Below are 22,708 nucleotides of genomic sequence, written 5' to 3' on the forward strand. Positions count from 1 at the left end.
ATGTTTCATATCAAAATATTTATTGATTCACTTTAAACGGAAAGCTAATTGTGACCTTTTCCCAAGCAAGAGAAATAGTCCCCTCATTTTCATTTATTTTATTGACTTTATACTCTAAATGTTCTGTAATCTCATCTGAAATAATTGGTGTAACCTTAAACCTGATAATATCCTCTTTTTCATCGTAGTCATCCTTACCATGCTGATCCCAGTTTTTATTAATCATAATCATCCAATCTCCTTTTGAAGGAATAGTAAAAAATCCATATTTACCTGCTGGAAGTAAGTCTCCATTGATTGATAAATCCTTATTAGTTTCTATCCATGTCGCTTTATGTGCTCCAGCTTGCCATACATTATCATAACCAACTAACCCTCCAAAAATAATTCTTCCTCTTACTCCTGGTGATGAATAATCAATATGAATATGAGCATCACCAATCATTGCCATTGTTGATGTATGAGGACTTAGTGGCTTCTTCTTTGTCTCAGATTCCTTTTTTTCCATCTGATGCTCTTGATGATTCATATCTAAACCTGACTTCTCTTTCGTTTCAGATTTACATCCAAAAGTCAAAATTGTTAGTACTACACTTAATATTTTAATAGTTTTCATTGTTATCTTTTTTAATTGAATTTATAATCACTCAGTTAAATACTCCGTCTTTGCTTTAGCAACAAAGGCTGTTTTTACTGCCTCAACCTCCATAAGTTGGAACTTTATTTTTTGTAATTGTAATCTTAAAATTTTATCATAATTTAAAATCCCTGTTTCATAAGCTTTTAAGTCTACATTAATTGCTAACTGGGTTTCAGTTTTATTTTTTTGAGTAGCCACAACATTTAAAATGGCATTATCTAATTGTAGAATACTTTCTTCAAGAGCCATTTCCAGTTGCTTTATTGTATTTTCCTTTTTTGAGGCTAAAACATCTTGTTTAATTTTAATTTGTTGCGTTTTAGAATCATACTTTTTGGTAAACAATGGAATTGATAAACCAATTTTTGGCATAACAATATCTTTTCCATTATCTGTTAGTTTTAAATCTTGTCTTTCTTCAACCAAAATATAATCTAATCCAAAAGCCAGTTTTGGTAACTTATCTTTATTTACTAATACATCTTCTGCCTTATAAACGTTACTTTGTTGATCTATTTTAGATAAACTAGGATGCTCGTTAATAGTCGGCTCTTTTATTAATATATCTAGTACGCTTAAGCTATCAGGCATCTCTATTTGAATATTTAAATCACGTTGCAAAAGCCTATTAAAATTTTTGCTTAGAGCATCTATCTCGTTTAAGTTTTTAAAAATTTTACTATGCAATTCGTTTTTTTGAACCTTAATATTAAGCACATCACTCATTGTTGCTTTATTGTTCTCTAAAGCAGAAAGTGCCATATTCTCGTAAGTTGTTAGTATTTGTTTACTTTCTTTAAGAATGGTTGTGATTTTGTGTTTTTCATACAATTGATAATACAATTCTTTAACTTTGTACAACAGATCTCTTTCGGCTAATTCTATATCAAACAATTTTGTTTTAGACATTGATTGTGCAACACGCTTCTCTGCTTCTAATGTTCCAAACCAAGGGAGTTGTTGTTCCGCACTTAACCTAGCAATTTGAGCTCCTACGCGTGTTTCTGGAGTTGACACAAAATATCCAAATCCAATATTAGTATTACCTAAATTCCCTACTTCATTTACCTTTTCTTCATATAGATTATGTTCAAAAGTCTTTTCTTTAATTTCAGAGCTATTAGTTTTTGCAATATTTAAATACTCTTGTAATGTTTGTGCATTACAAAAGCCAATAGCAAGAAAACTGATAGTTGTTAAATAAATATTTTTAGCTTTCATTTTGTATACGTTTTAATGAAACTTCTTTACTCAAACTATATAAAACAGGAACTACAAATAATGTAATTAATGCAATAAGCATCCCTCCAAAACTAGGTATTGCCATTGGTATCATGATATCACTTCCTCTACCTGTAGACGTTAAAATAGGCAACAACGCTAAAATTGTTGTTGCTGTAGTCATTAAGCATGGACGAATTCGTTTTTCTCCTGCTTCAATTACCGAATTTCTAATTTCTGATACTGATTTAGGCGTGTTTTTATCAAATGTTTGTTTTAAATAGGTTGCCATAACTACACCATCGTCTGTAGCAATACCAAATAATGCAATAAACCCAACCCAAACTGCGACACTTAAATTAACTGGATTCATCTGAAATAATTCTCTAAGATTAAATCCAAAAAGATCGATGTTTAAAAACCATGACTCGCCATATAGCCAAATCATGATAAAGCCTCCAGCAAACGCTACTGCAATCCCTGTAAATACCATTAAAGATGTTAAAACTGACCTAAACTGGAAGTACAAAATTAGAAATATGATTACTAGAGCTAATGGCACTACTACTGATAATGTTTTCTCTGCTCTTAACTGATTTTCATAAGTTCCTGTAAATTTATAACTCACACCTTTTGGAACAATTAATTCGCCTCTTTCAATAGCACCTTGAATAGCTTTTTGAGCTTTTTCTACAACGGTGACCTCTGCTTCTTCAGCAACCTTATCAAAAAGCACATAGCCAACTAAAAAAGTGTCTTCACTTTTAATAACCTGTGGTCCTTGTTCATATTTAATATTTACTAATTCTTTTAAAGGAATAGGAACTCCGCTCTTAGTAGGCACATAAATATTCTCTAAATCCTCAGGACTTGATCGCTGCTCTCTTGGATAGCGTACACGAATTCCGTAACGCTCTCTACCTTCAACTGTCTGCGTGAGTACTTTTCCTCCTACTGCGATTTCAATAATTGTTTGTACATCTTCAATAGAAATACCATGGCGTGCAATTTTTTCTCTATCTATATCAATTAACAAATATGGTTTGCCAACGATTCGGTCAGCAAATACAGCTTCTTTTTTAACTTCGGGTATCTGTTTTAGAATACTTTCTAGTTGCAATCCAAAACTTTCAATGTCTTTTAAATTTTGCCCTTTCACCTTAATTCCCATTGGTGCGCGCATACCTGTTTGTAGCATCACCAATCGTGTTTCTATAGGTTGTAATTTAGGTGCCGAAGTCACTCCAGGCAGTTTTGTTACCTTTACAATTTCATTCCAAATATCATCGGCGGATTTTATATGTTGTCGCCAATTGCGATAATACGCGCCATCATCGTCCATAATCAACTCTGAAGTATCTATTTTACTTCCTGAAGGCACAAAATTACCTGACTTAGTTTCAAATAAACCATCTTCATTTATTTTAAATGTTTCTCGTTCACCTTCTACATTTAACTTATATTCAGGCTTATAAATAATAATATTCTCATACATTGATAAAGGAGCAGGATCTAATGCACTTTCAACACGTCCAGCTTTACCTACAACAGTTTTTATTTCTGGAATAGTTGCAACAGCCATATCTAACTGTTGTAATACACGCTTGTTTTCTGCTATACCTGAATGAGGCAACGATGTAGGCATCAATAAAAAAGACCCTTCATTTAACGATGGCATAAATTCTTTTCCTGTATTGCTCCAAATATTAATTCCGAAGAAAACTATAATTGTTGGTATACTTAAAAAGAGTAATTTATGTGCTAATGCCCAACTTAAAATACGCACATAATAACGTCTAAATAAGGTAAACACTGCCAATAAGCCAAAACAAATAATACTTACAAAAACAAGGTTAGAAATAATACTATAATCTACACCTAGAGGTCGCCAATACACACTTAGCATAAAAATTATAGCTATAGCCGAAATAGCTATATTAACTTTATTAGCCTGTAATTTAGATAATGTGCCTTTTAATTTTAAAACGTTTACAATAGCAAAAGCTATAAGAATTATTCCTAGTAAATAGCCACTTAAAATAACTACAATGCCAAATACACCTAGTATTACATTTAAAATATAACCAACTTTTCTTTTAGGCGATTTCCATCCAAATAACCATGCTGCAAAAGGTGGAATTAGAAATAAGGCTATCATAACCGAAGCAATAAGTGCCATAGTTTTTGTTGCTGCTAAAGGTCTAAATAACTTGCCTTCTGCTCCAATCATAGTAAACACAGGAATAAAACTAATTACAGTGGTCATTACTGCAGTTAAAATTGCTCCAGACACTTCTTTAGTAGCATTAAAAACAATAGTGTTTATTGGAAATTTTTCTCTATACTCATCGATATGTCGAATAATATTTTCAGAAAGAATTACACCAACATCTACCATTGTTCCAATAGCAATGGCAATACCAGAAAGCGCTACTATATTTGCATCAACACCAAAGAGTTTCATACCAATAAATACCATAAGCACTGCAACTGGTAATAATCCAGATATTAATATAGACGCTCTTAAATTGAATACCATAATAATGATTACTAAAATGGTAACTAAAATTTCTAAGGTTAATGCTTCATTAAGTGTATTTAAGGTTTCCTGTATAAGTTCAGTTCTATCATAAAATGGTACAATTGTAAGTTGTGACGTACGACCATCTTTTAGCACTTTAGTAGGCAAGCCTTCACTTAGCTCAATAATTTGTTTCTTTACGTTATTAATCACTTCCATTGGATTAGCACCATATCTAGCAACAACTACACCTCCAACAACTTCGGCTCCTTCCTTATCAAGAATTCCTCTTCGTTCACTTGGTCCTAAAGATACTTTGGCAACATCTTTAATAAGAATTGGTGTGTTATTCTCTGAAGTAACTACTGCTGTTTCAATATCTTCAGTAGATTTTACATAACCTAGTCCACGAACTAAATACTCTGCTTGATTAATTTCAATGGTTTTAGCACCAATATCTTTGTTTGTTTTTCTAACAGCATTTACTACTTGATCTAAGGAGATATTATACTCTTTTAAAACATCAGGGTTAACATCTACCTGATACTCTTGCACATAACCGCCAATGGATGCCACTTCAGACACACCAGATGCTGAAGACAATCCATACTTAACATAATAATCTTGTATGCTTCGTAGCTCATGTAAATCCCATCCTCCAGTAACTTTACCATTCTCATCCCGTCCTTCTAATGTATACCAGAAAATTTGTCCTAGTCCAGTCGCATCTGGACCTAAACTTGGTTGGATATTATTTGGTAGCAATCCATTAGGTAAGGAATTTAATTTTTCTAAAATGCGGCTTCTACTCCAATAAAACTCTACGTCTTCTTCAAAAATGACATAGATACTTGAAAACCCAAACATAGATGAACTACGTATCGTTTTAACTCCTGGTATTCCTAATAAAGATGTTGTTAAAGGATAAGTTATTTGATCTTCTATATCTTGAGGTGAGCGACCATCCCATTTAGTAAATACAATTTGTTGGTTTTCACCAATATCAGGAATAGCATCAACAGCAACAGGACTTCTAGGAAAGCTTCCAGTATCCCAGTTAAATGGTGCGTTGGTAACTCCCCAACCAATAAATAAAGCTAGAAGCAATACTGCAACTAATTTATTTTCTATTAAAAATTTAATGCTTTTATTTAGCATAAGTAATTATTTTAAGTGTTTAGAATATTATATTTCTATAATAAATACGTATATCAAAATAAGCCCATATTTAGTATGTTACTAATACTAATTGGGATATTTCTCTAAAAACTTAAAATCAAATTAAATAAACTTCGTCAAGCGTATGTATGTCCTTGACTATAAGAGGAGGTGAGTACTCTTTAAAATGAATACTTTCTTTTGTAATACCTTCAAAAAGGCTGATGTAAGTATAAACAAACGAAGTAAGAAAGATTTTTTCTTGGAAATCAATTTTGGAGAAGTCAAGCTTCAAGTTGTCTTGACCTTCTATAACTATTTGCTCATTGCTACAGCAATTCTTTTTTATGATTGAACAATCTTTACTTAAATTGTTCTGCATTTCCATCCCACATGACTTTGCTTCTCTAAATAAAGAAGTATCAACAAGTGTATTGCCACAATAATGCTTATTAACGGTAAATGACATTGTAGAAAATAGGACTACAAAAGCCATAGTAATAGATAGTATTTTATGGAGCATAGATTTCATTGCAATTGTAAATATATGAAATTATAACAATACAATGTTAAAATATTGATGATCTTATGGTTGTTAAGTATTAGATATTTTTTTACTTATACACCTCAGCACTTTTATTTAGCACAATATTTTTGATTGCCACATACATACCATCTTCTTTTTTAAGTTTTAAAATGCTATCTATACCTTTTCGCTTTAACCTTTTACGACAAGATTTTGTCAATAAAGGATCATCTTCAAACAAAAATGCACTAAGATTATATTCAGACTTGTTTGGCTCTTTAATTGTCGGTAGTATCTGTTTTGGACCTCTTCTACGCGGAAATGTGAGAGGTGTTATAGCCGAACCAGGTATAAAGGTGTAAAATGTATATTGTCCTTCTGTATTGGTTTTTATCCAACCTCTATGATAAACATAACGTCTATCATTCACATTTTTTATTTCATAATCACCATTCTCATCGGATTGATATATATATAAAATAACATCTTTGGCTGGTGTTACACCATCACTCTCATAAATAGTTCCAGTAATCTTTAATTTATTGGCTTTGGTTTCAAAACCTGGAATTGTGTCTGTATTGTTTAATTGATTTTCTGAATAGTCATAGATTGGATTCCGTTTCTTATAATCAGTTAAATTTTCTTCAAAATCATTATTAATTTCTAAGGTATTTTGAGCATAACCTAATACTAAAAAACAAGTAAAACTAATAAGTGTAAGTAGGCTTTTCATGGGGTAATTATTTATTAATTAGCTTAAAATTAAATATTTAAGTCTACCTATAAATAAAAATCGTATAAATGCTAAATTATTACGATGTATGTATTAAAAATCTAGTAAAAGGAAATATTCATCGATGAATCGATGAAGTGCAAAAACACAAAATTCTCATTAACAAAAAACACATTGAAAAGTGCTAATTCATTTTTTATAAACACAAATAATCGATAAAATGCTTTTTTTTCTCGATTAATTGCATAAATTTGCATTATTAAAAACCCTTAAACCTAAATCATGAAGAAGCTTATTTTAATTAGTTTTTTGTTCGTATTTGGTATTAGCTTTGCCCAAGATAAAAACGAACCTCAAAGTATTATTAGTTCAGGAGTAGGTATCAAAAAATACCATAATAAAGAAGAATTAAATAGGATGCAAAAAGGTGAGCTATTAGGCTTATATATTGAACGTATAGAAAGTCTAGTAAGGGTATTACCATATATTGCTTTTGCAACTAAACCAGGTAAAACAATGTCTACATTTGGCATTCCAAATACAAAAGAAAATAGAAAGACCCTTGAGAATAAAGTAGAAGCTACCGATGATTTTCTTAAAACTACAATTGAATTCCAAAGAAAAATGTTACCATATTCAGATAAAAGCAACCTGATTGCAGCTATTCTATTTTATGAAGAAACAATGAAGTTACTACATGAATATAATGAATTTGATTAGCAATACTTTTCATTTTATAACTGTTTGAAAATTTATTAAACATTTGTAAAAAATCAATTTTATAAAGATTAAACATGCTCTTTTTTAATCATATGATTAAAAAAGAGCATGTTTTTTTGCTTTTTACTCATTTAACATAATATTATATGTAAGAAAAATTATATATATTAATGCATTTAATCGAGTATATTTGCTTTTTAAAGATGAGTTACATAGATTTGTGGTATAAATAAAGAATATAATTTTGAAATTTTCGTTATGAAAAACTTTACCCAAATCTTATGCATGTTTCTTTTTGTTATTGGAAACATATCTGCTCAACAAGAAAAAGGAATAGTAGGAATTAGTAATTGGCTAAATAACTGGACTGAATTTGATTCTAACTCAGTTGATTATGGTGAACCTACACAAATATTAGCAGGGAATATAACTCAAGATATAACATTGTCTAAAAAATATGTTTATATGTTAATGGGCAGTGTGTTTGTTACAAACAATGCTACTCTAAACATAGAACCAGGAACAGTAATTATTGGTGATTATAAGTCAAAGGCATCATTAACAATAAGCAGAGGATCTAAAATAATTGCAGATGGTGAAGAAACTGATCCTATTGTTTTTACATCCAATAGAGGTGTAAAAAGATCTGGTGATTGGGGAGGAATTATCATTCTTGGTGATGCGCCAAGTAATAAATTTGGCAATGGCTCAGTAGCTACTTATTATCCACAGCTTCAGCCTTCAAATTATGAGTACACAAATCATGGAGGAGATAGCCTTACTGGTTCATCAGGTATTTTAAAATATGTAAGAATAGAATATGCAGGAAAGAGAATTAAAGGAGCTGGTAATTTTAATGGATTATTATTAGCAAGTGTTGGTAACCAAACGACTCTAGAAAACATAATGATAAGCTATTCCGCTGGTAATTCATTAGAAGTTTGGGGTGGAGAGGTTCATTTAGAAAAAGTAGTGTCTTATAAATCTAATAAAAATGATTTTAAGTTTAATTATGGCGCGCAATGTCAGTTATATAATTCTTTAGCCGTTAGATCTCCATATGTATCAAGTAGTGATGGATCAAGATCTATGCTAATTAAGTCTTATGATGAAAAAAATGAAGTTGACTTTACAAAAAAAGGAACTTTAGTCGTTGCACAAAATTTAACATTGATAAATAATAGTGAAAATTTAGTATCAGATATTGAATCTGGCTTAGTAAAAGAAGCTGTGTTCGTAGGTCAAAATGCCTCGTTAAATTTAAACAAAAGCGTTATTTCTGGTTTCAACCCAGCAATATTACTTGATGATAAAATTACTGTTAATCAAGAAAATCTAGAAAAAATAAAGCTTACAGATATGTATTTCAACAATTGCAACGGAAATATATTTACCAAGTATAATTTGAATAATGAAGATTTAGAAAATTGGTATGGTAATAGAGCCTTTTTTAATGTCTACTCTAAAGGCAATGATGCTGAAACATTTATTAATGCAGAAAACAAGAAAAGACCTGACTTTAGATTGCGAATTAACAGCATAATGGCATCAACAGATGATTAATATTAAGATGTTTAATCAAATTATAGCATTATAAGCTCTTAAGTCTTCCTCATTTACCCCCTTATCCATTGTTTACTTAAGCTAAGTTAGTTATTGCTAATCCATAATTGACGTAAAAACGTTGAACAACTAAAACATTTAACTAGTAAATAGATAATGTATGATGAGAAACTTTACCTTAATTATTTTCTTTCTTTTTTCTTTAACTTACACTATTAGTGCACAAATAGTAATTAGCACACCTAGCTTAAGTTTTAGTCAAGCTTGTGCAAACGAGTCTTTTAATACTTACTATGTAACATTTTCATTTTCTCCTGAATCAGAATTAAACACAACTAATCAATTTATAATAGAGCTTTCAGATGATACAGGTAGTTTTTCTAATCCAACAACCGTTTACACATCTACCCAAGGTGCTATTACAACATCGCCTGCAACTTTAGGTTTCTCGTTGCCAAATACAACCGCAAGTGAAACTTACAAAGTCAGAATAAAAAGTACGGCTCCAGCTGCGACAAGCATAGGCTCTGTTGCTTTTCCAGCATACTATAAAATTCAAGACGAACCATTTTCAATTAATAACTTAATTTCTACAGCTGTTTTTTGCTCAGGAAGCAGTTATTTATTGAGTATTGATAATCCAGGAAATGAATCAAACAATTCGCCGTTACAGTATCCATCATTGACATTTAATTGGTATAAAGAGACTAGCCCAACAACTTCAGTTTTTGTAGCTTCGGGAGAAACATTGTCTGTAACTGAACCAGGTGTATACTTTGTTAAAACTAATTATGGCTCTTGTACATCAGATTCCTTTTCAAATCGCGTCACAGTTAGTGAAGCATCTTCAGGACAAACCACATCATCTATAAGCTCAAGTCTAGGAAATCCGTATTGCTCAACTCAAGGCCCTACCACTTTGAGCGCTATAAATGGAAATAGCTATAAATGGTTTAAAGATGGTGAAGAAATTTCAGGAGCAACAGACCAAATGTTAGTTACCAACGAATCTGGTATATATGAGGTAAATATTGATTTAGGTGATTGCACAGCAAGTGCTTCCATTGAACTTGATAACACAGGTTTTACAAGTAGTATTGATGTTTCTGACATTAATTACATAGCAGAAGGAGAAACCTTAATGATTACAGTTTCTACAACAGCAGATAGTCCAGAATATGTTTGGTATTTGAATAATGACATTATTTCTGGAGCAATTAATAATAGTTATGAAGTTTCTCAAATTGGTAATTATAAAGTCATTATTACCCAAACAGTCGGCTGTAATGCATCAATGGAATTCAATTTTGTGGTTAGCAATCCGTTTCCAGATGTTTCAAACATTCCAAATTTAATAAGTCCAAATGGTGATAATATTAATGATACATGGATGATTCCACAAGAATTTGTCTCTGGAACAAACACAGAAGTAATAATTATGGACACTTATGGCAAGATAGTTTTAAAAACAACTAATTATCAAAATAATTGGCCACAAGAAGAATTGAATTTTAAAAACGTAAACCCAGTTTATTATTATGTAATTACAACTCAAAATAATAACACAAGAAAAGGCTCGATAACAGTAGTGAGATAAACATGAAAATTAATTTATTAATCATATTGATTTTTTTCTGCGCAATGCAACTTTCCTATTCACAAGAAGATGGAGTAGCTTCGCTTGCAATTCCAGTTAGAAATTCTTTAAGATTTAATAGGTTTGTTGTAAATCCTACTTTTAGTTTTGTAAGAGAACAAAATAAATACCTAAGTTTCACTAACAAAAGAGAGTGGGTACAATTTAACGATGCGCCTCTAACCTATTTAGCTAGTTATTCTGGCAGGTTTAGAGAGAATATTGGTGTTGGAGTTGGTCTGTTTCAAAAAAACCATGGCGTACTAACATCATTTGGAGGTATTTTAAACTTTGCATACAATGCAAGGCTTCAACAAGAAAGCAATCTAACTTTTGGTTTAAATTTAGGTGTATATAAAAGTGGTATCAATGAGGCGAATGTTGTAACTAATGTTCCAGATCCTTCGCTTGATAATATTCCATCAAACTTTTTATTGAGTATAAGTCCTGGTATTAATTATGGAACCCAATTTTTTGATTTAGGAATATCTGTAAACAACTTGGTACAATATAATTTAAAAGCTTCTGAATTGATTGAAGAAGATCCTCAACAAAACATTCAAGCGCACATAATGTATACAGGCTACATGGATGCTCGGGGCTTTTTTGATGAAACAAAATTTTCAACACTAATCAGATCTGAATTCAGAAAAGATAATACTATTATTTCTGGAATTGCAATGCTTACAGTGCCTAAAGGGATTTGGGGACAAGTTGGCTATAATACCGTTTACGGATTTTCAGGCGGAATTGGTCTAAACATTACAGAACAAATCGCCATTGAATATAATTTCGAAAAAACAATTGGAGATTTAGAAACATTTGGGTCCTCTCATGACATTACTTTGGCATATAGATTTAAGAAAAAAGAAAGCTTCTATTATAGTGATGATGATGAGGAATCTGCTTTTGTAATTCCTAAAAAGAGGAGAAAAGTTTTAGCAAAATCTACTACGACAAATGCAGATAGGGAAAAACGAGCACAAGCTAAAATTAAAGCGGACGAAGATGCAAGACTTGCTGCTGAAGCCAAAGCAAAGGCTAAGGCTGACGAAGACGCTCGTGTTGCTGCAGAAAAACTTAAGGAGATAGAGTTGATAGCTAACGAAGAAGCTAGAAAAAAAGCTGAAGCAGCAGCTAAAACTAAGGCAGATGAGGAAGCTCGTATTGCAGCTGAAAAACTTAAGGAAATTGAATTAATTGCTAAAGCTAATGAAAAAGCAAGATTAGCAGCTGAATCTAAGGCAAAATCTGAGGAAGAGGCTCGTATTGCTGAAGAAAAGCTTAAAGAGATAGAATTAAAAGCTAAGGCAGAAAAAGAACGTTTAGCAGCTGAAAAAGCAGCAAAAGCGAAGGCAGATGAGGAGGCTCGTATCGCAGCTGAAAAACTTAAGGAAATTGAATTAATTGCTAAAGCTGAAGAAGCAAAATTGGCAGCAGAAACAAAGGCTAAAGCAGATGAAGAAATTCGTATCGCAGAGGAAAAATTAAAAGAAATTGAATTAAAAGCTAAAGCAGAAAGAGAGCGTTTAGCAGCTGAAAAAGCAGTACAGTTTGATATTACTCATAAAGATGAGTTAGCAAAAACTATGTTTAATATAACAGAGCTAGCTAAAGTAGCTAAGCAAAAACAAGAAGACTTGCTAACCAGATTAAATGAAGCAGTTGAGAACAAAAATGAAGATCTTAAGGATTTAAAAGAAGAAAACGATTTAAGTGAACAAGGAATCTATAAAGAGCCTAAGCCCTTTAAAAGTGTTACTGCACAAAATAGAGCCTTGGAAGCATTAAAAGTAGAAGTTGATAATGCAATAAGTGAACGCTCTAAAAATATTGAAGAACTAGAGAAACAATATAACAATAGGCTTAAAAATGTTTCAGATAAAAATGATGCAACTAATGAGTATTACCGTAATGCTATTAAAGAATTAAAAGATGAACAAGAATTATCTATTCGATCAAAAGCATCTTTAGTATCACGATTAGAAAAAATTGATCTTGATTTAGAATTTGAGCGCAACCGAAGAATAAAACGAGCACTTTATGATAATGAAGAAGATAGGTATGAAAAAGACAGAGTTACGCTTAATCAAATAAAACAAAGTACAGAAATAGGTGCTAATAGATTATTAAACGAAAGAGATTTTGATTTTGGTGAGGAACGTATTTTAGATAACATACAAATTGTTAAAGATGTAAAACATGTGGATGAAGGTTATTATGTTGTACTCGCAGTGCACAATGATGTTGATAAAAGGGATGAATTCTTGACAAAAGTAATATCAGCTGGTCAACCAAAAATAGACTTCTTCTACGATATTAATTCAAGTAAATACTTTATTTATTATGAAAAATTTCAAAGTATAGACGAAGCAAGAAAAGCCATACAATTAGATAATGGTAAGCCATATAACAGTAAAATGTCGATAGTGAAAATTGAGAAATAAAATATAATGAAGACGCACCATTTTTTTCAACGATTCCCCAACACTGAAAAAAATGCAAAAATATACAGCCGTGAAAAAACCTACTTATTTAAAAACCAGCCTAGTTATTTTAGCACTATTTTTTGGGATACAGTCTTTTGCACAAAACTATGTTCCATTTACTCCTAGATTTGATCAAGATGTAAAAGGTGATATTGTCTTAATTGGTAACAATATTTTAGGACCAGACAACAATGCATTTAATGATAATTCGGTATATAATCATAACGTTAATATGCAATATATTGACATTGATGGGGATGCATCAACATATAACTCTTCTAGCGCAGATTTAGAAATACCAAACCCAAATTGTTATAGAATTATACACGCTGGATTATATTGGGGAGCGGTTACCAATGGTGCTGAATCAATTACCGATGTAAAATTTAAGGGTCCAGTTGGTCCATATTATGATGTAGTTGGAACTGTTATTTTTAATGCTAATGGCACCTCTGTAGATGGTGGTGATAGCTTTCCTTATGCCGCTTATGCCGATGTAACATCTATTGTTACAGGTATTGGCAATGGTGCTAATCTTGGCACCTATACAATTGCTAATGTGTCTAGTGCTCAAGGACAAACAGATACTTACAGTCCATATAATGGAACTGGACATTCAGCTGGTTGGTCATTATTTATTGTTTATGAAGACCCAACAATGCCTGGTAAATCCATTACCAGTTTTGATGGTTTTAGTGCTATTAGTGTTCCAGGAGGAAATCCTTCGTTAGATATACCAGTTTCAGGGTTTAGAACAATTCCTGCTCCAGCTCCTGTAAGAGCTAATTTTGCATTTGCTACTCTAGAAGGAGATAGCCCAATTCTGGGTGATCAGTTATTGCTTAATGGTGTAAATCTTTCAACAGTAGATAGACCTGCAGCTAACTTTTTTAACAGTTCGGTAACGCGATTAGATGCAACACCTGTTACAAATAGAAATCCTAATAGCACTAATACCTTAGGATTTGACACTGGTGTTATGGTTGTTCCTAACCCTGGAAATACTGTTATCGCGAATAATGCTACAAATGCAACCGTACGTTTAGAAACAAGTGGCGATACCTTTTTTCCATATTTCTTCGCTTTAGCAGTTGATATTATTGAGCCAAATTTAGTCCTTACTAAAATTGTTGAAGATGCTTTAGGTAATGATATTGGTGGCCAGCTAGTAAATCTTGGTGATGAACTTAACTATGTTATTGGTTTTCAAAATACAGGAAATGATGATGCTACAAATATTACTATTAGAGATGTGCTACCAACTAATATCATTTTCAATTATCCTGCAGATATAGTATCATTACCAGCTGGAGTTACTGTGGATAGTTATAATCCAACAACAAAAGAAATTGTTTTTAGAATTGATGAATCTTTAGTTGAAGAAAACGACCCCGTTTCAGAAATTAGATTTAAAGTAACAGTTGTAGAATCTTGTAGTTTGCTTAGTGATGCTTGTTCTAATATTATAAGCAATCAAGCATTCACTACGTATTATGGTACATTAAACCCTACTTTTCAAATTACCGATGACCCTAGTTTAAGTAGTAATACAGGTTGTTTATTAACACCTGCTGCAACTAATTTTCTAGCTGATTTAAACTGTACTTTTTCAGAAGAAGTCATTCTATGTGGTGACAGTGTTGTTTTAACAGCTGCAAATGGTTATGATTCATATTCTTGGTCAACTAGCCCAACTGGTACTCCAGTAATTGGAACCACACAGTCTATTACAGTTACAAGTACAGGAACATATTATTCATTTAATACAGCAGCAGCACCTTGCCAATCTATAGAGCAGGAATATAATGTCATTACGTTTGGAGCAAATGTGCCTAATCCTGTACTTCCATATGCAGATCAAATAGTTATATGCCCTAATGACGGAAAAGAACTTCCAAATATATTTTTATGTGGTGCGAATGATGAAAGATTCATTCAAACGGGAATTACAGATACTACATCAATGATTTGGGAAAAATTAGATGAAACTAGTTGTCCTGCAGTTGTAGACCAAGATTGTGCAAACGAAGATGCTACTTGTACATGGAATCAAGTTGCCACAGGACCTGATTATTTAGTGGATACCGCTGGACAATACAGGCTAACCCTAAACTATGATGGTGGTTGTTTTAACCAATTCTACTTTAATGTTTATACCAATTTATTAGAACCTACAGTTACCTCAAGAGATATTGTATGTACAACACCAGGAGAAATTGTAGTCAATAATGTTCCAAGTGGTTATGAATATAGTATTGATGGTGTGAATTATCAAGCTAGTAATATATTTTCTATTACGACTCCTGGAATTTACTCTATCTACATTAGACAAATAGGCGTATCTCCTAATCCTTGTATTTTTTCAGTTCCAGATGTTCAAATTAGAGAAAGAGATTTTACAGTTTCAACAATTATTACGCAACCGTATTGTAATGGTGATTTAGGAAGTGTACATATTGCTGCAAATGATGCAAATCCACAATATTTCTTTTCAATTTATCAAGGAGCAACACTAATTAATAGTGTTGGGCCTATAGTGCCAAGTGATTATACGTTTAGTAATTTAAATCCAGGAATTTATACAATAAATGTGTCTACTGAAGATGGTTGTGCTTTTACTGGTGATATAGAAATTATTGAACCTCCATTATTAACAGCAACTGCTGCACTTACAAAACCATTAACATGTACCGAAGGAGAAATTACCATATATCCTGTAGGTGGAACTCCTCCATATTTCTATTTCGTAAATAGCACTACTGTTTTTCAAACAACACCTATAATTACGGTTACAACGCCTGGGGTTTATAATATTACTGTTCTAGATTCTAATAACTGTTCTGCAGATACTACTATAACAGTTGACGTTGCTCCTGCTCCAGAATACACAGTTACTCATACAGATATTCTATGTTCAGATGCTGGTAATGTTGGAGAAATTAGTATTAACGTTACAAACCCCAACGGAAATACTTTAGAATACAGTATTGATGGTGGCACAACATTTTTTAGTTCACCAATTTTTACTGGACTTGCTGCTGGAGATTATGATGTAGTTGTTCAATACACTTTAGGAACAGATGTATGTGCAACTGCACCGCAAACTGTAACTATCTCTGCAGTAACTGCCATTGATGGCACTGCAACGTTAACAACACCTTACACGTGTACAACTAATGGAGTTATTACAGTTTCAGGAGTCACTGGTGGAACTCCACCATATATGTATAGTATTGATGGATTTACTTTTCAATCAGGAAATACTTTTACAGGATTAACTTCAGGAACTTATACTATAACTATACAAGATGACAACAACTGTACATTTATTGCTGTACCAGTAACGATTGATGTATTAAATCCACCAACTGATCTTACTTTTAGCAATACACCTTTAAGTTGTCCATCAATTACTTCTGATGTCACCATAACAGGAACTACAGGAGGAACTGCTCCTTTAGAATATCAAATTATTGCTCCAGCAGTTTCAGCAACTCCTTACCAAACATCAACTATTTTCCCAGGACTTGCTCCAGGAACTTATACATTTCAAGTAAGAGATGCTAATGATTGTACATATAGTGAATCATACACTATTGCGCCATTACCTCCAACGACGGTGAGTACGGTTCTAACAAAAGATTTAGACTGTACAGCCTCCCCTGATGCTATCATCACTGGAACAATTACTGGAGGAACTGCACCATTTACTTATGCAGTATCTATAAACGGAGGTGCTTATACTTCGTTAGGTGCAACAGGGTCTCCATTTACTTATATTGCTCCGACTGATGGAACATATCAATTTCAAATTACTGATGCAAATGGTTGTATTACAGAATCAGGAGTGCAAACAGTAAACGCTATTTCATTACCTGAAATAAGTTCAGTAACATCTACTTCAAATCTATGTAATGGCGATTTAAACGGTTCTATTCAAGTAACCATTAATCCAAATGTTGGAACACCTCCATTTACAATTAATGTTTATACTACTACTACTAGCACTGATTACGGAACTCAAACAAGTGGTTTACCTGCTGGCAATTATACAATTACATTAACAGATTCAAAATCTTGTACAGATACCGAAACTATTACCATAACCGAACCAGATCCAATTTTAGTAACCTACCATACTGTTGATATTACTTGTAGCCCAAGTGGCGTGTCACAAGGGTCAATAATAATTGATAGTGTTACTGGAGGAACTGCGCCTTATAATTACTTTGTAACTGGTACTAATGGTTATTCAGCCTCAGAGCTTAATGTTTCTGGTACAACATCTACAACGTTTGACGTTGTTGATTTTGGACTATATCAAATCAATGTTGTTGATGCTAATGGCTGTTCCATATTAATTCAAGATGTACTCGTTGCATCACCACCAGATGATTTAGATATTTCTGTAACATCAACGGTTGATTGTACTTTGGGTGGAGAAGCTGTAATTAGTATTGGTACAACTTTAATTGGTACTGGTCCTTTCTATTTTGATATTTATAGAGGATTTATTCCTCCTCCACCACCAGGAGGAACATGGATTCCCGAAGATTCTCCTGGAAGTCAATCGGCTACTTTTACAGGTTTATTACCTGGAGTTACCTACACTTTTATAGTATATGATGCTTCTACTGGTTGTAGTTATTTTGAAACAGCAACAACATCAATTCCAACCAATTCAACATTAACAGCTGATGCCCTAACAGCAAATAATATTACCTGTGTTGGTAGTGCTGATGGGAACGTATCATTTACAATAAATAGCACTTATGGTGTGTCAACAGATGTGAATTATGAAATATTTGACTCCTTAGCAACAACTACAACTGGTATCTCTGGTTCTGGTACAGTTGCAGCTGGAGGGTCTTTAACGGTAAACAATTTAGGACCATTACCTTTTGGAACTTATTTTGTACTGATTACAGAAACTACTGGGCCAAATGCTGGATGTAGCGTGGTTACTGTTCCTTTTAATATCACTGAATCTGCTTTTGATTTAAATATCACAGCAACGGTTGATAAAAATGCAAACTGTAATCCAAATTCAGGAGTTATTAGTGCCATTGCAACAAATGGTACTGCACCATATTTATATCAATTAACTACGTCTGCAACGCCTCCGTTAGCTACAGACCCTTCTTGGGCATCTGCTAATGTATTTAACGTTGATGCAAACAACTATTATGCGCATGTTATGGATGCTTATGGCTGTATTAGAAGCACTTCAGTAATTGTGTTACCGAATGACCCTGAACCAGTCATTGCTGCTTCAGTAAGCAATCAATGTACAGTTACCGACGGGAATTTTGAAATAGATGTTGCATTAACAACTGCTGGAATAGCGCCTTACAGTTATAGTATTGATGGTGGTGCATTCCAAACGCTTACTGCACCATTTACAATATCTAATTTAGCCTCAGGAACGCATACAATAGAAGTTCAAGATGCTAATGGTTGTGGGAATTTAGTGTCTGTAGATATTGAAGCTTCATTAGAATTAATTCCAGAGATTACCACGATGCCTTCTTGTAATAATGATGATGGGCAAATAACCATTACAGGTTCTGGTGGAAGTGGAACCTATAGTTATTCTATAAGTCCAAATCCTGCATCAATTACCTTAGCTGGCAATGTGTTTTCTGGTGTACCATCAGGAACATATACTGTTACTATGACTGATACAGCAACATTATGTACTGAAGATGTTGAAATTGTAGTTCCAGAGGCAACGCTTCCTACATTAACTACAACACCAACAGCAGTCACTTGCTTTGGAGATAATACAGGTACTTTTGAATTAAATGTGAGCGGTTACACTGGCGCATATAATTATGAAGTGTTTGACAGTGGAAGTACATCAGTTTTTGGACTTGTTTCAGCGAATACGTCAACTAACCCAGAAATAGTAACGGGATTAATCGCAGGAACTTATACGGTTGTAATAACTGAAACTGCAAGTCCGTTTTGTTCAAACACAACTGATGTCATCATTTCATCTCCAGCTGATGCTTTAACTGTGATTGCAACGGAAACGTCAAACGTAACCTGTGATGATGATAGTGGTACCATAACTGCTATTGCAAGTGGTGGTTGGGGCACTTACGAATATGAATTAACTGGAGCAGCCACAATTGCTTACTCAGCAAACGGAACGTTTACAAACTTATCAGCTGGTACTTACACAGTAAATGTTAGAGACGCTGGAGGATGTATAGCATCAGATACTGTAACACTAGACATTCCACCACCAATAACTTCAACAGTAACTGCAAGTACAACACTATTGTCTTGTTTTGGAGATGATAATGCAACAATAACTGCAAATGCCACAACTGGTGGTCAAGGTGCAAACTATACATATACATTGAATATGTTGTTGCCTACAGTAAGTACGTCTGGTCCGCAGTCATCGAATGTGTTCGGTAACCTAGGGGCTGGAACCTATCAAGTAGTCGTAACTGATGGCTATAATTGTGAGTTTATTTCAGCAGATATTACTATTAATGAGCCAACTCAAGTAGAAGCTAGTTTAGTAGCAGCTACTACTCCAACTTGTACAATTGATGCGACGCTTACTTTAAGTGCTTCAGGAGGGACTGGAACATACACTTATAGTAATGACGTTAGTTTTTCTACTGTTTTAGGGTCTTTTGCATCATCAACTACATTTTCTGTAACACCAGGAACATATCAATATTACGTTAGAGATGCTAATGGATGTATTTCTGCTGTATCAAACGAAATAACAATTGATCCACTTCCAACATTGGATGTTAACTTGGAAGCAACAGATATCTTTATTAATTGCGTTGGAGATAATACTGGTGTTATTGTAGCGACTGCCGAAGGTGGATTAGGTAGCTACGTATACACCTTACAAGATGGATCAGGAAATGATATTTTACCTGCTCCAACACAAAATAGTCCAGGAGTGTTTACTGATCTTCCAGCAGGAACCTATCAAGTAGAAGTAGAAAGTGGTGATTGTTTAGCAACATCAGATATCATAAACATTACTGAACCATCGTCACCTCTAGTTGCAAATTATACAGTAACTGATATCACTTGTAGTGGTAGCAATAACGGAATGGTTGAGATTACTGCTTCTGGTGGAACTGGAATTATTAAATATGCCATTTCTCCACAGTTAAATCAGTTCTTTGACTCTCCAATATTTGAAGATCTTGCTCCAGGAGTTTATCAAGCTATTGCGCAAGATGAACTTGGCTGCTTTGTGATTATTGATTTTACAATAAACGATCCAATTCCTGTATCACTTACTATTGTTGGAGGCTCTATACTTCCCGAAATTTGTGATGGCGATTTAGATGGTGAATTTAGTGTTGACATCTCTGGAGGTAATTTACCATACAGCGTTAGTTTAGATGATATTAATGGCACTTATACAATAGGTGGTCCAACTCAAACACAATTTGATTTTACAGGATTATCTGGAGGCGACCACATTGTTTATGTGCGTGATGCACTTGGATGTGAGTCGGAATGGAATATTTCATCCCCTGAATCCGTATTAATAGACCCTCAAGTTGAGGTAGAATTTGGTTGTGTGAATAATGCTCCTTCAAATATTGTTACTGTGATTGTTGATGATAGTATCACCAATCTTTCAGATTTAGACTATTCATTAAATGGTGGTCTATATCAAGCTAGCAATGTGTTTGTTAATGTATCAGCAGGAACAGGGCATTATATTGATGTAAGACATACAAACGGTTGTATACAAAGAACCGAACTTTTTGATATTCCTGATTTTAACCCTTTAGTATTAACATTACAAGAGGGTGAAATAAATCAAATTGTGGCCATCACTTCAGGTGGTTCAGAACCTTATCAATACACATTAAACGGAGAGGATTATGGAAGTACTGATACATTTATTATTTATGAAACTGGTACTTACACCGTCACTGTAACTGATGCTAATGGTTGTGTAGCTACTGCCATAATTGAGATGACCTATGTAGATGTTTGTATACCAAATTATTTTACGCCTAATGACGATGGTGTTCAAGATGATTGGGGACCAGGTTGTACGGCTCAATACCCAAATCTTACGTTCGATATTTTTGATAGATATGGTCGTGTAATAGCCACGCTTAACCAGGGTGACAAATGGGATGGTAAATATAATGGTAATGAACTCCCAACTGGAGATTACTGGTATGTAGTGAAATTAAACGATACTAATGATAATCGCCATTTTGTTGGTCATTTTACTTTATATCGCTAATAATTAGCGCTATGCATCTAAACATTAAAATGAAAAAAATGAAAAAACGTATCATATATCTTTTAACTCTAATTGTAAGTTACAGTTATGGTCAAGAGTTGAATTTACCCGTTTTTACACAATATTTGGCAGATAATAATTTTGTTGTTGCTCCAACTTATGCTGGTATTGGAGATAATTTAAAACTTAGAGCAAACGGCCTAACACAATGGGTTGGAATTAAAGGTGCTCCAGACAATCAATCATTCTATGGAGACTTTAGAATTGCAGACCGTTCTGGAGTTGGATTGTCATTTTATAATGATAGAAATGGAAATACCATTCAAAAAGGAGCAAAATTCTCTTTTGCACATCATCTCATTTTAGATTTAGTAACAGAACAATACTTATCGTTAGGCCTTACTTATAATATCAATAATTTTAGAATAGACATTGAAAATTTTATCTCAACTCCTGAAAACCCAATAATCGATCCTTTTATTACTGATGATAGAAAAACTACTAATAGTAACTTTGATGTTGGTGCGTTGTATAGATACAGAGCATTCTTTTTTAGTTTAAACCTAAATAATATTTTAAAGAAAAAAATTGATGAAAGCGTTAGAGCATTTGAACCTAGTTTATTATTAAACTATCAACTTTATGCAGGTTATACGTATGGCCAAGCTAAAGAAGGTGGCATTGAGTTTGAACCATCTGTATACTACCAATATTTCTCAAGCGACAAACGCTCAAGTACTGATATAAATATGAAAGTTAGAAAATTTGGGAAAGATGATAGTTACTTTTGGGGAGGTATATCATATCGTTTTCTTAATGATCAGTTCTTTAAACCTCTAAACATAGGTCCAATGGTTGGGTTTAAACAATCTATATTTTATTTTGGGTATGCTTACCAATTTACTACCAATGGATTATCTCCTTATAATTCTGGTACACATGTCGTTACTATCGGATTAGATTTTTTACGCGGAATTAGTGATTGTGCCTGTACTAACAATCGTAGCCCTTGGTAAGATATTTTGAATTCTTTTATAATCACCAAACTAGCTTTATAACCGGTTCTAATAAGCCATCTCTTAGACGTTAAATATTACAAGCAATAGATTACTAGTATAAAATAAATTTTGAAAATATAAATATTTATTCAGGACATTTTTCTCTAATAAAACATAAACGGCTCTAAACAGAACATAAGATTACTAAAAGCCTAAATCTAGTTGAGGCTTTTTTATTTTATTATATAC

Annotated in this window: 11 protein-coding genes; 6 read left to right on the forward strand and 5 right to left on the reverse strand. The window is 33.1% G+C overall.

Annotation, left to right across the window (positions count from 1 at the left end):
* Positions 1-19 precede the first annotated feature (19 nt).
* The 5 genes from ABGB03_RS11605 to ABGB03_RS11625 form a co-directional block, all read right to left on the reverse strand.
* Complete coding sequence (locus ABGB03_RS11605) at positions 20-616, reverse strand: DUF2911 domain-containing protein (protein ID WP_347922732.1); 597 nt, start codon at positions 614-616, stop codon at positions 20-22.
* Positions 617-643: 27 nt separating this feature from the next.
* On the reverse strand, positions 644-1,861 hold the full coding sequence (locus ABGB03_RS11610) for a TolC family protein (RefSeq protein ID WP_347922733.1): 1,218 nt from the start codon (positions 1,859-1,861) through the stop codon (positions 644-646).
* Positions 1,851-5,540, reverse strand: a complete 3,690-nt coding sequence (locus ABGB03_RS11615; protein ID WP_347922734.1) for an efflux RND transporter permease subunit — start codon at positions 5,538-5,540, stop codon at positions 1,851-1,853. Before ABGB03_RS11615 ends, ABGB03_RS11610 begins: the two co-directional genes overlap by 11 nt.
* A 118-nt stretch (positions 5,541-5,658) precedes the next feature.
* On the reverse strand, positions 5,659-6,072 hold the full coding sequence (locus tag ABGB03_RS11620) for a hypothetical protein (protein WP_347922735.1): 414 nt from the start codon (positions 6,070-6,072) through the stop codon (positions 5,659-5,661).
* 82 nt (positions 6,073-6,154) lie between these two features.
* Positions 6,155-6,799, reverse strand: coding sequence for a hypothetical protein (locus ABGB03_RS11625; protein WP_347922736.1), 645 nt, complete (start codon positions 6,797-6,799; stop codon positions 6,155-6,157).
* A gap of 282 nt (positions 6,800-7,081) precedes the next feature.
* On the opposite strand from ABGB03_RS11625, the gene ABGB03_RS11630 reads away from it, so the two are divergent.
* The 6 genes from ABGB03_RS11630 to ABGB03_RS11655 all read left to right on the forward strand — a co-directional run bounded on the left by ABGB03_RS11630 (position 7,082) and on the right by ABGB03_RS11655 (position 22,477).
* Positions 7,082-7,519, forward strand: a complete 438-nt coding sequence (locus ABGB03_RS11630) for a hypothetical protein (RefSeq protein ID WP_347922737.1) — start codon at positions 7,082-7,084, stop codon at positions 7,517-7,519.
* Positions 7,520-7,777: 258 nt separating this feature from the next.
* A complete protein-coding gene (locus ABGB03_RS11635; RefSeq protein ID WP_347922738.1) occupies positions 7,778-9,082 on the forward strand; it encodes a hypothetical protein in 1,305 nt (434 codons plus the stop codon).
* A 160-nt stretch (positions 9,083-9,242) separates the two neighbouring features.
* Positions 9,243-10,679 carry a gliding motility-associated C-terminal domain-containing protein gene (locus ABGB03_RS11640; protein WP_347922739.1) on the forward strand — a complete coding sequence of 479 codons (1,437 nt, stop codon included), beginning with the start codon at positions 9,243-9,245 and terminating at the stop codon, positions 10,677-10,679.
* A 2-nt stretch (positions 10,680-10,681) separates the two neighbouring features.
* On the forward strand, positions 10,682-13,165 hold the full coding sequence (locus ABGB03_RS11645; protein ID WP_347922740.1) for a PorP/SprF family type IX secretion system membrane protein: 2,484 nt from the start codon (positions 10,682-10,684) through the stop codon (positions 13,163-13,165).
* A gap of 70 nt (positions 13,166-13,235) precedes the next feature.
* Positions 13,236-21,461 carry a T9SS type B sorting domain-containing protein gene (locus ABGB03_RS11650; protein ID WP_347922741.1) on the forward strand — a complete coding sequence of 2,742 codons (8,226 nt, stop codon included), beginning with the start codon at positions 13,236-13,238 and terminating at the stop codon, positions 21,459-21,461.
* A gap of 38 nt (positions 21,462-21,499) precedes the next feature.
* Positions 21,500-22,477, forward strand: coding sequence for a type IX secretion system membrane protein PorP/SprF (locus ABGB03_RS11655; protein ID WP_347922742.1), 978 nt, complete (start codon positions 21,500-21,502; stop codon positions 22,475-22,477).
* The last annotated feature ends 231 nt before the right edge of the window (positions 22,478-22,708 follow it).

It is taken from the genome of Pontimicrobium sp. SW4, from assembly GCF_039954625.1.
Lineage (GTDB): Bacteria > Bacteroidota > Bacteroidia > Flavobacteriales > Flavobacteriaceae > Pontimicrobium.

Bases quoted from the DNA above. Each gene is read 5' to 3' on its own strand.
- ABGB03_RS11605 (WP_347922732.1), bottom strand. From the start codon at position 616: ATGAAAACTATTAAAATATTAAGTGTAGTACTAACAATTTTGACTTTT.
- ABGB03_RS11610 (WP_347922733.1), bottom strand. From the start codon at position 1,861: ATGAAAGCTAAAAATATTTATTTAACAACTATCAGTTTTCTTGCTATT.
- ABGB03_RS11615 (WP_347922734.1), bottom strand. From the start codon at position 5,540: ATGCTAAATAAAAGCATTAAATTTTTAATAGAAAATAAATTAGTTGCA.
- ABGB03_RS11620 (WP_347922735.1), bottom strand. From the start codon at position 6,072: ATGAAATCTATGCTCCATAAAATACTATCTATTACTATGGCTTTTGTA.
- ABGB03_RS11625 (WP_347922736.1), bottom strand. From the start codon at position 6,799: ATGAAAAGCCTACTTACACTTATTAGTTTTACTTGTTTTTTAGTATTA.
- ABGB03_RS11630 (WP_347922737.1), top strand. From the start codon at position 7,082: ATGAAGAAGCTTATTTTAATTAGTTTTTTGTTCGTATTTGGTATTAGC.
- ABGB03_RS11635 (WP_347922738.1), top strand. From the start codon at position 7,778: ATGAAAAACTTTACCCAAATCTTATGCATGTTTCTTTTTGTTATTGGA.
- ABGB03_RS11640 (WP_347922739.1), top strand. From the start codon at position 9,243: ATGATGAGAAACTTTACCTTAATTATTTTCTTTCTTTTTTCTTTAACT.
- ABGB03_RS11645 (WP_347922740.1), top strand. From the start codon at position 10,682: ATGAAAATTAATTTATTAATCATATTGATTTTTTTCTGCGCAATGCAA.
- ABGB03_RS11655 (WP_347922742.1), top strand. From the start codon at position 21,500: ATGAAAAAACGTATCATATATCTTTTAACTCTAATTGTAAGTTACAGT.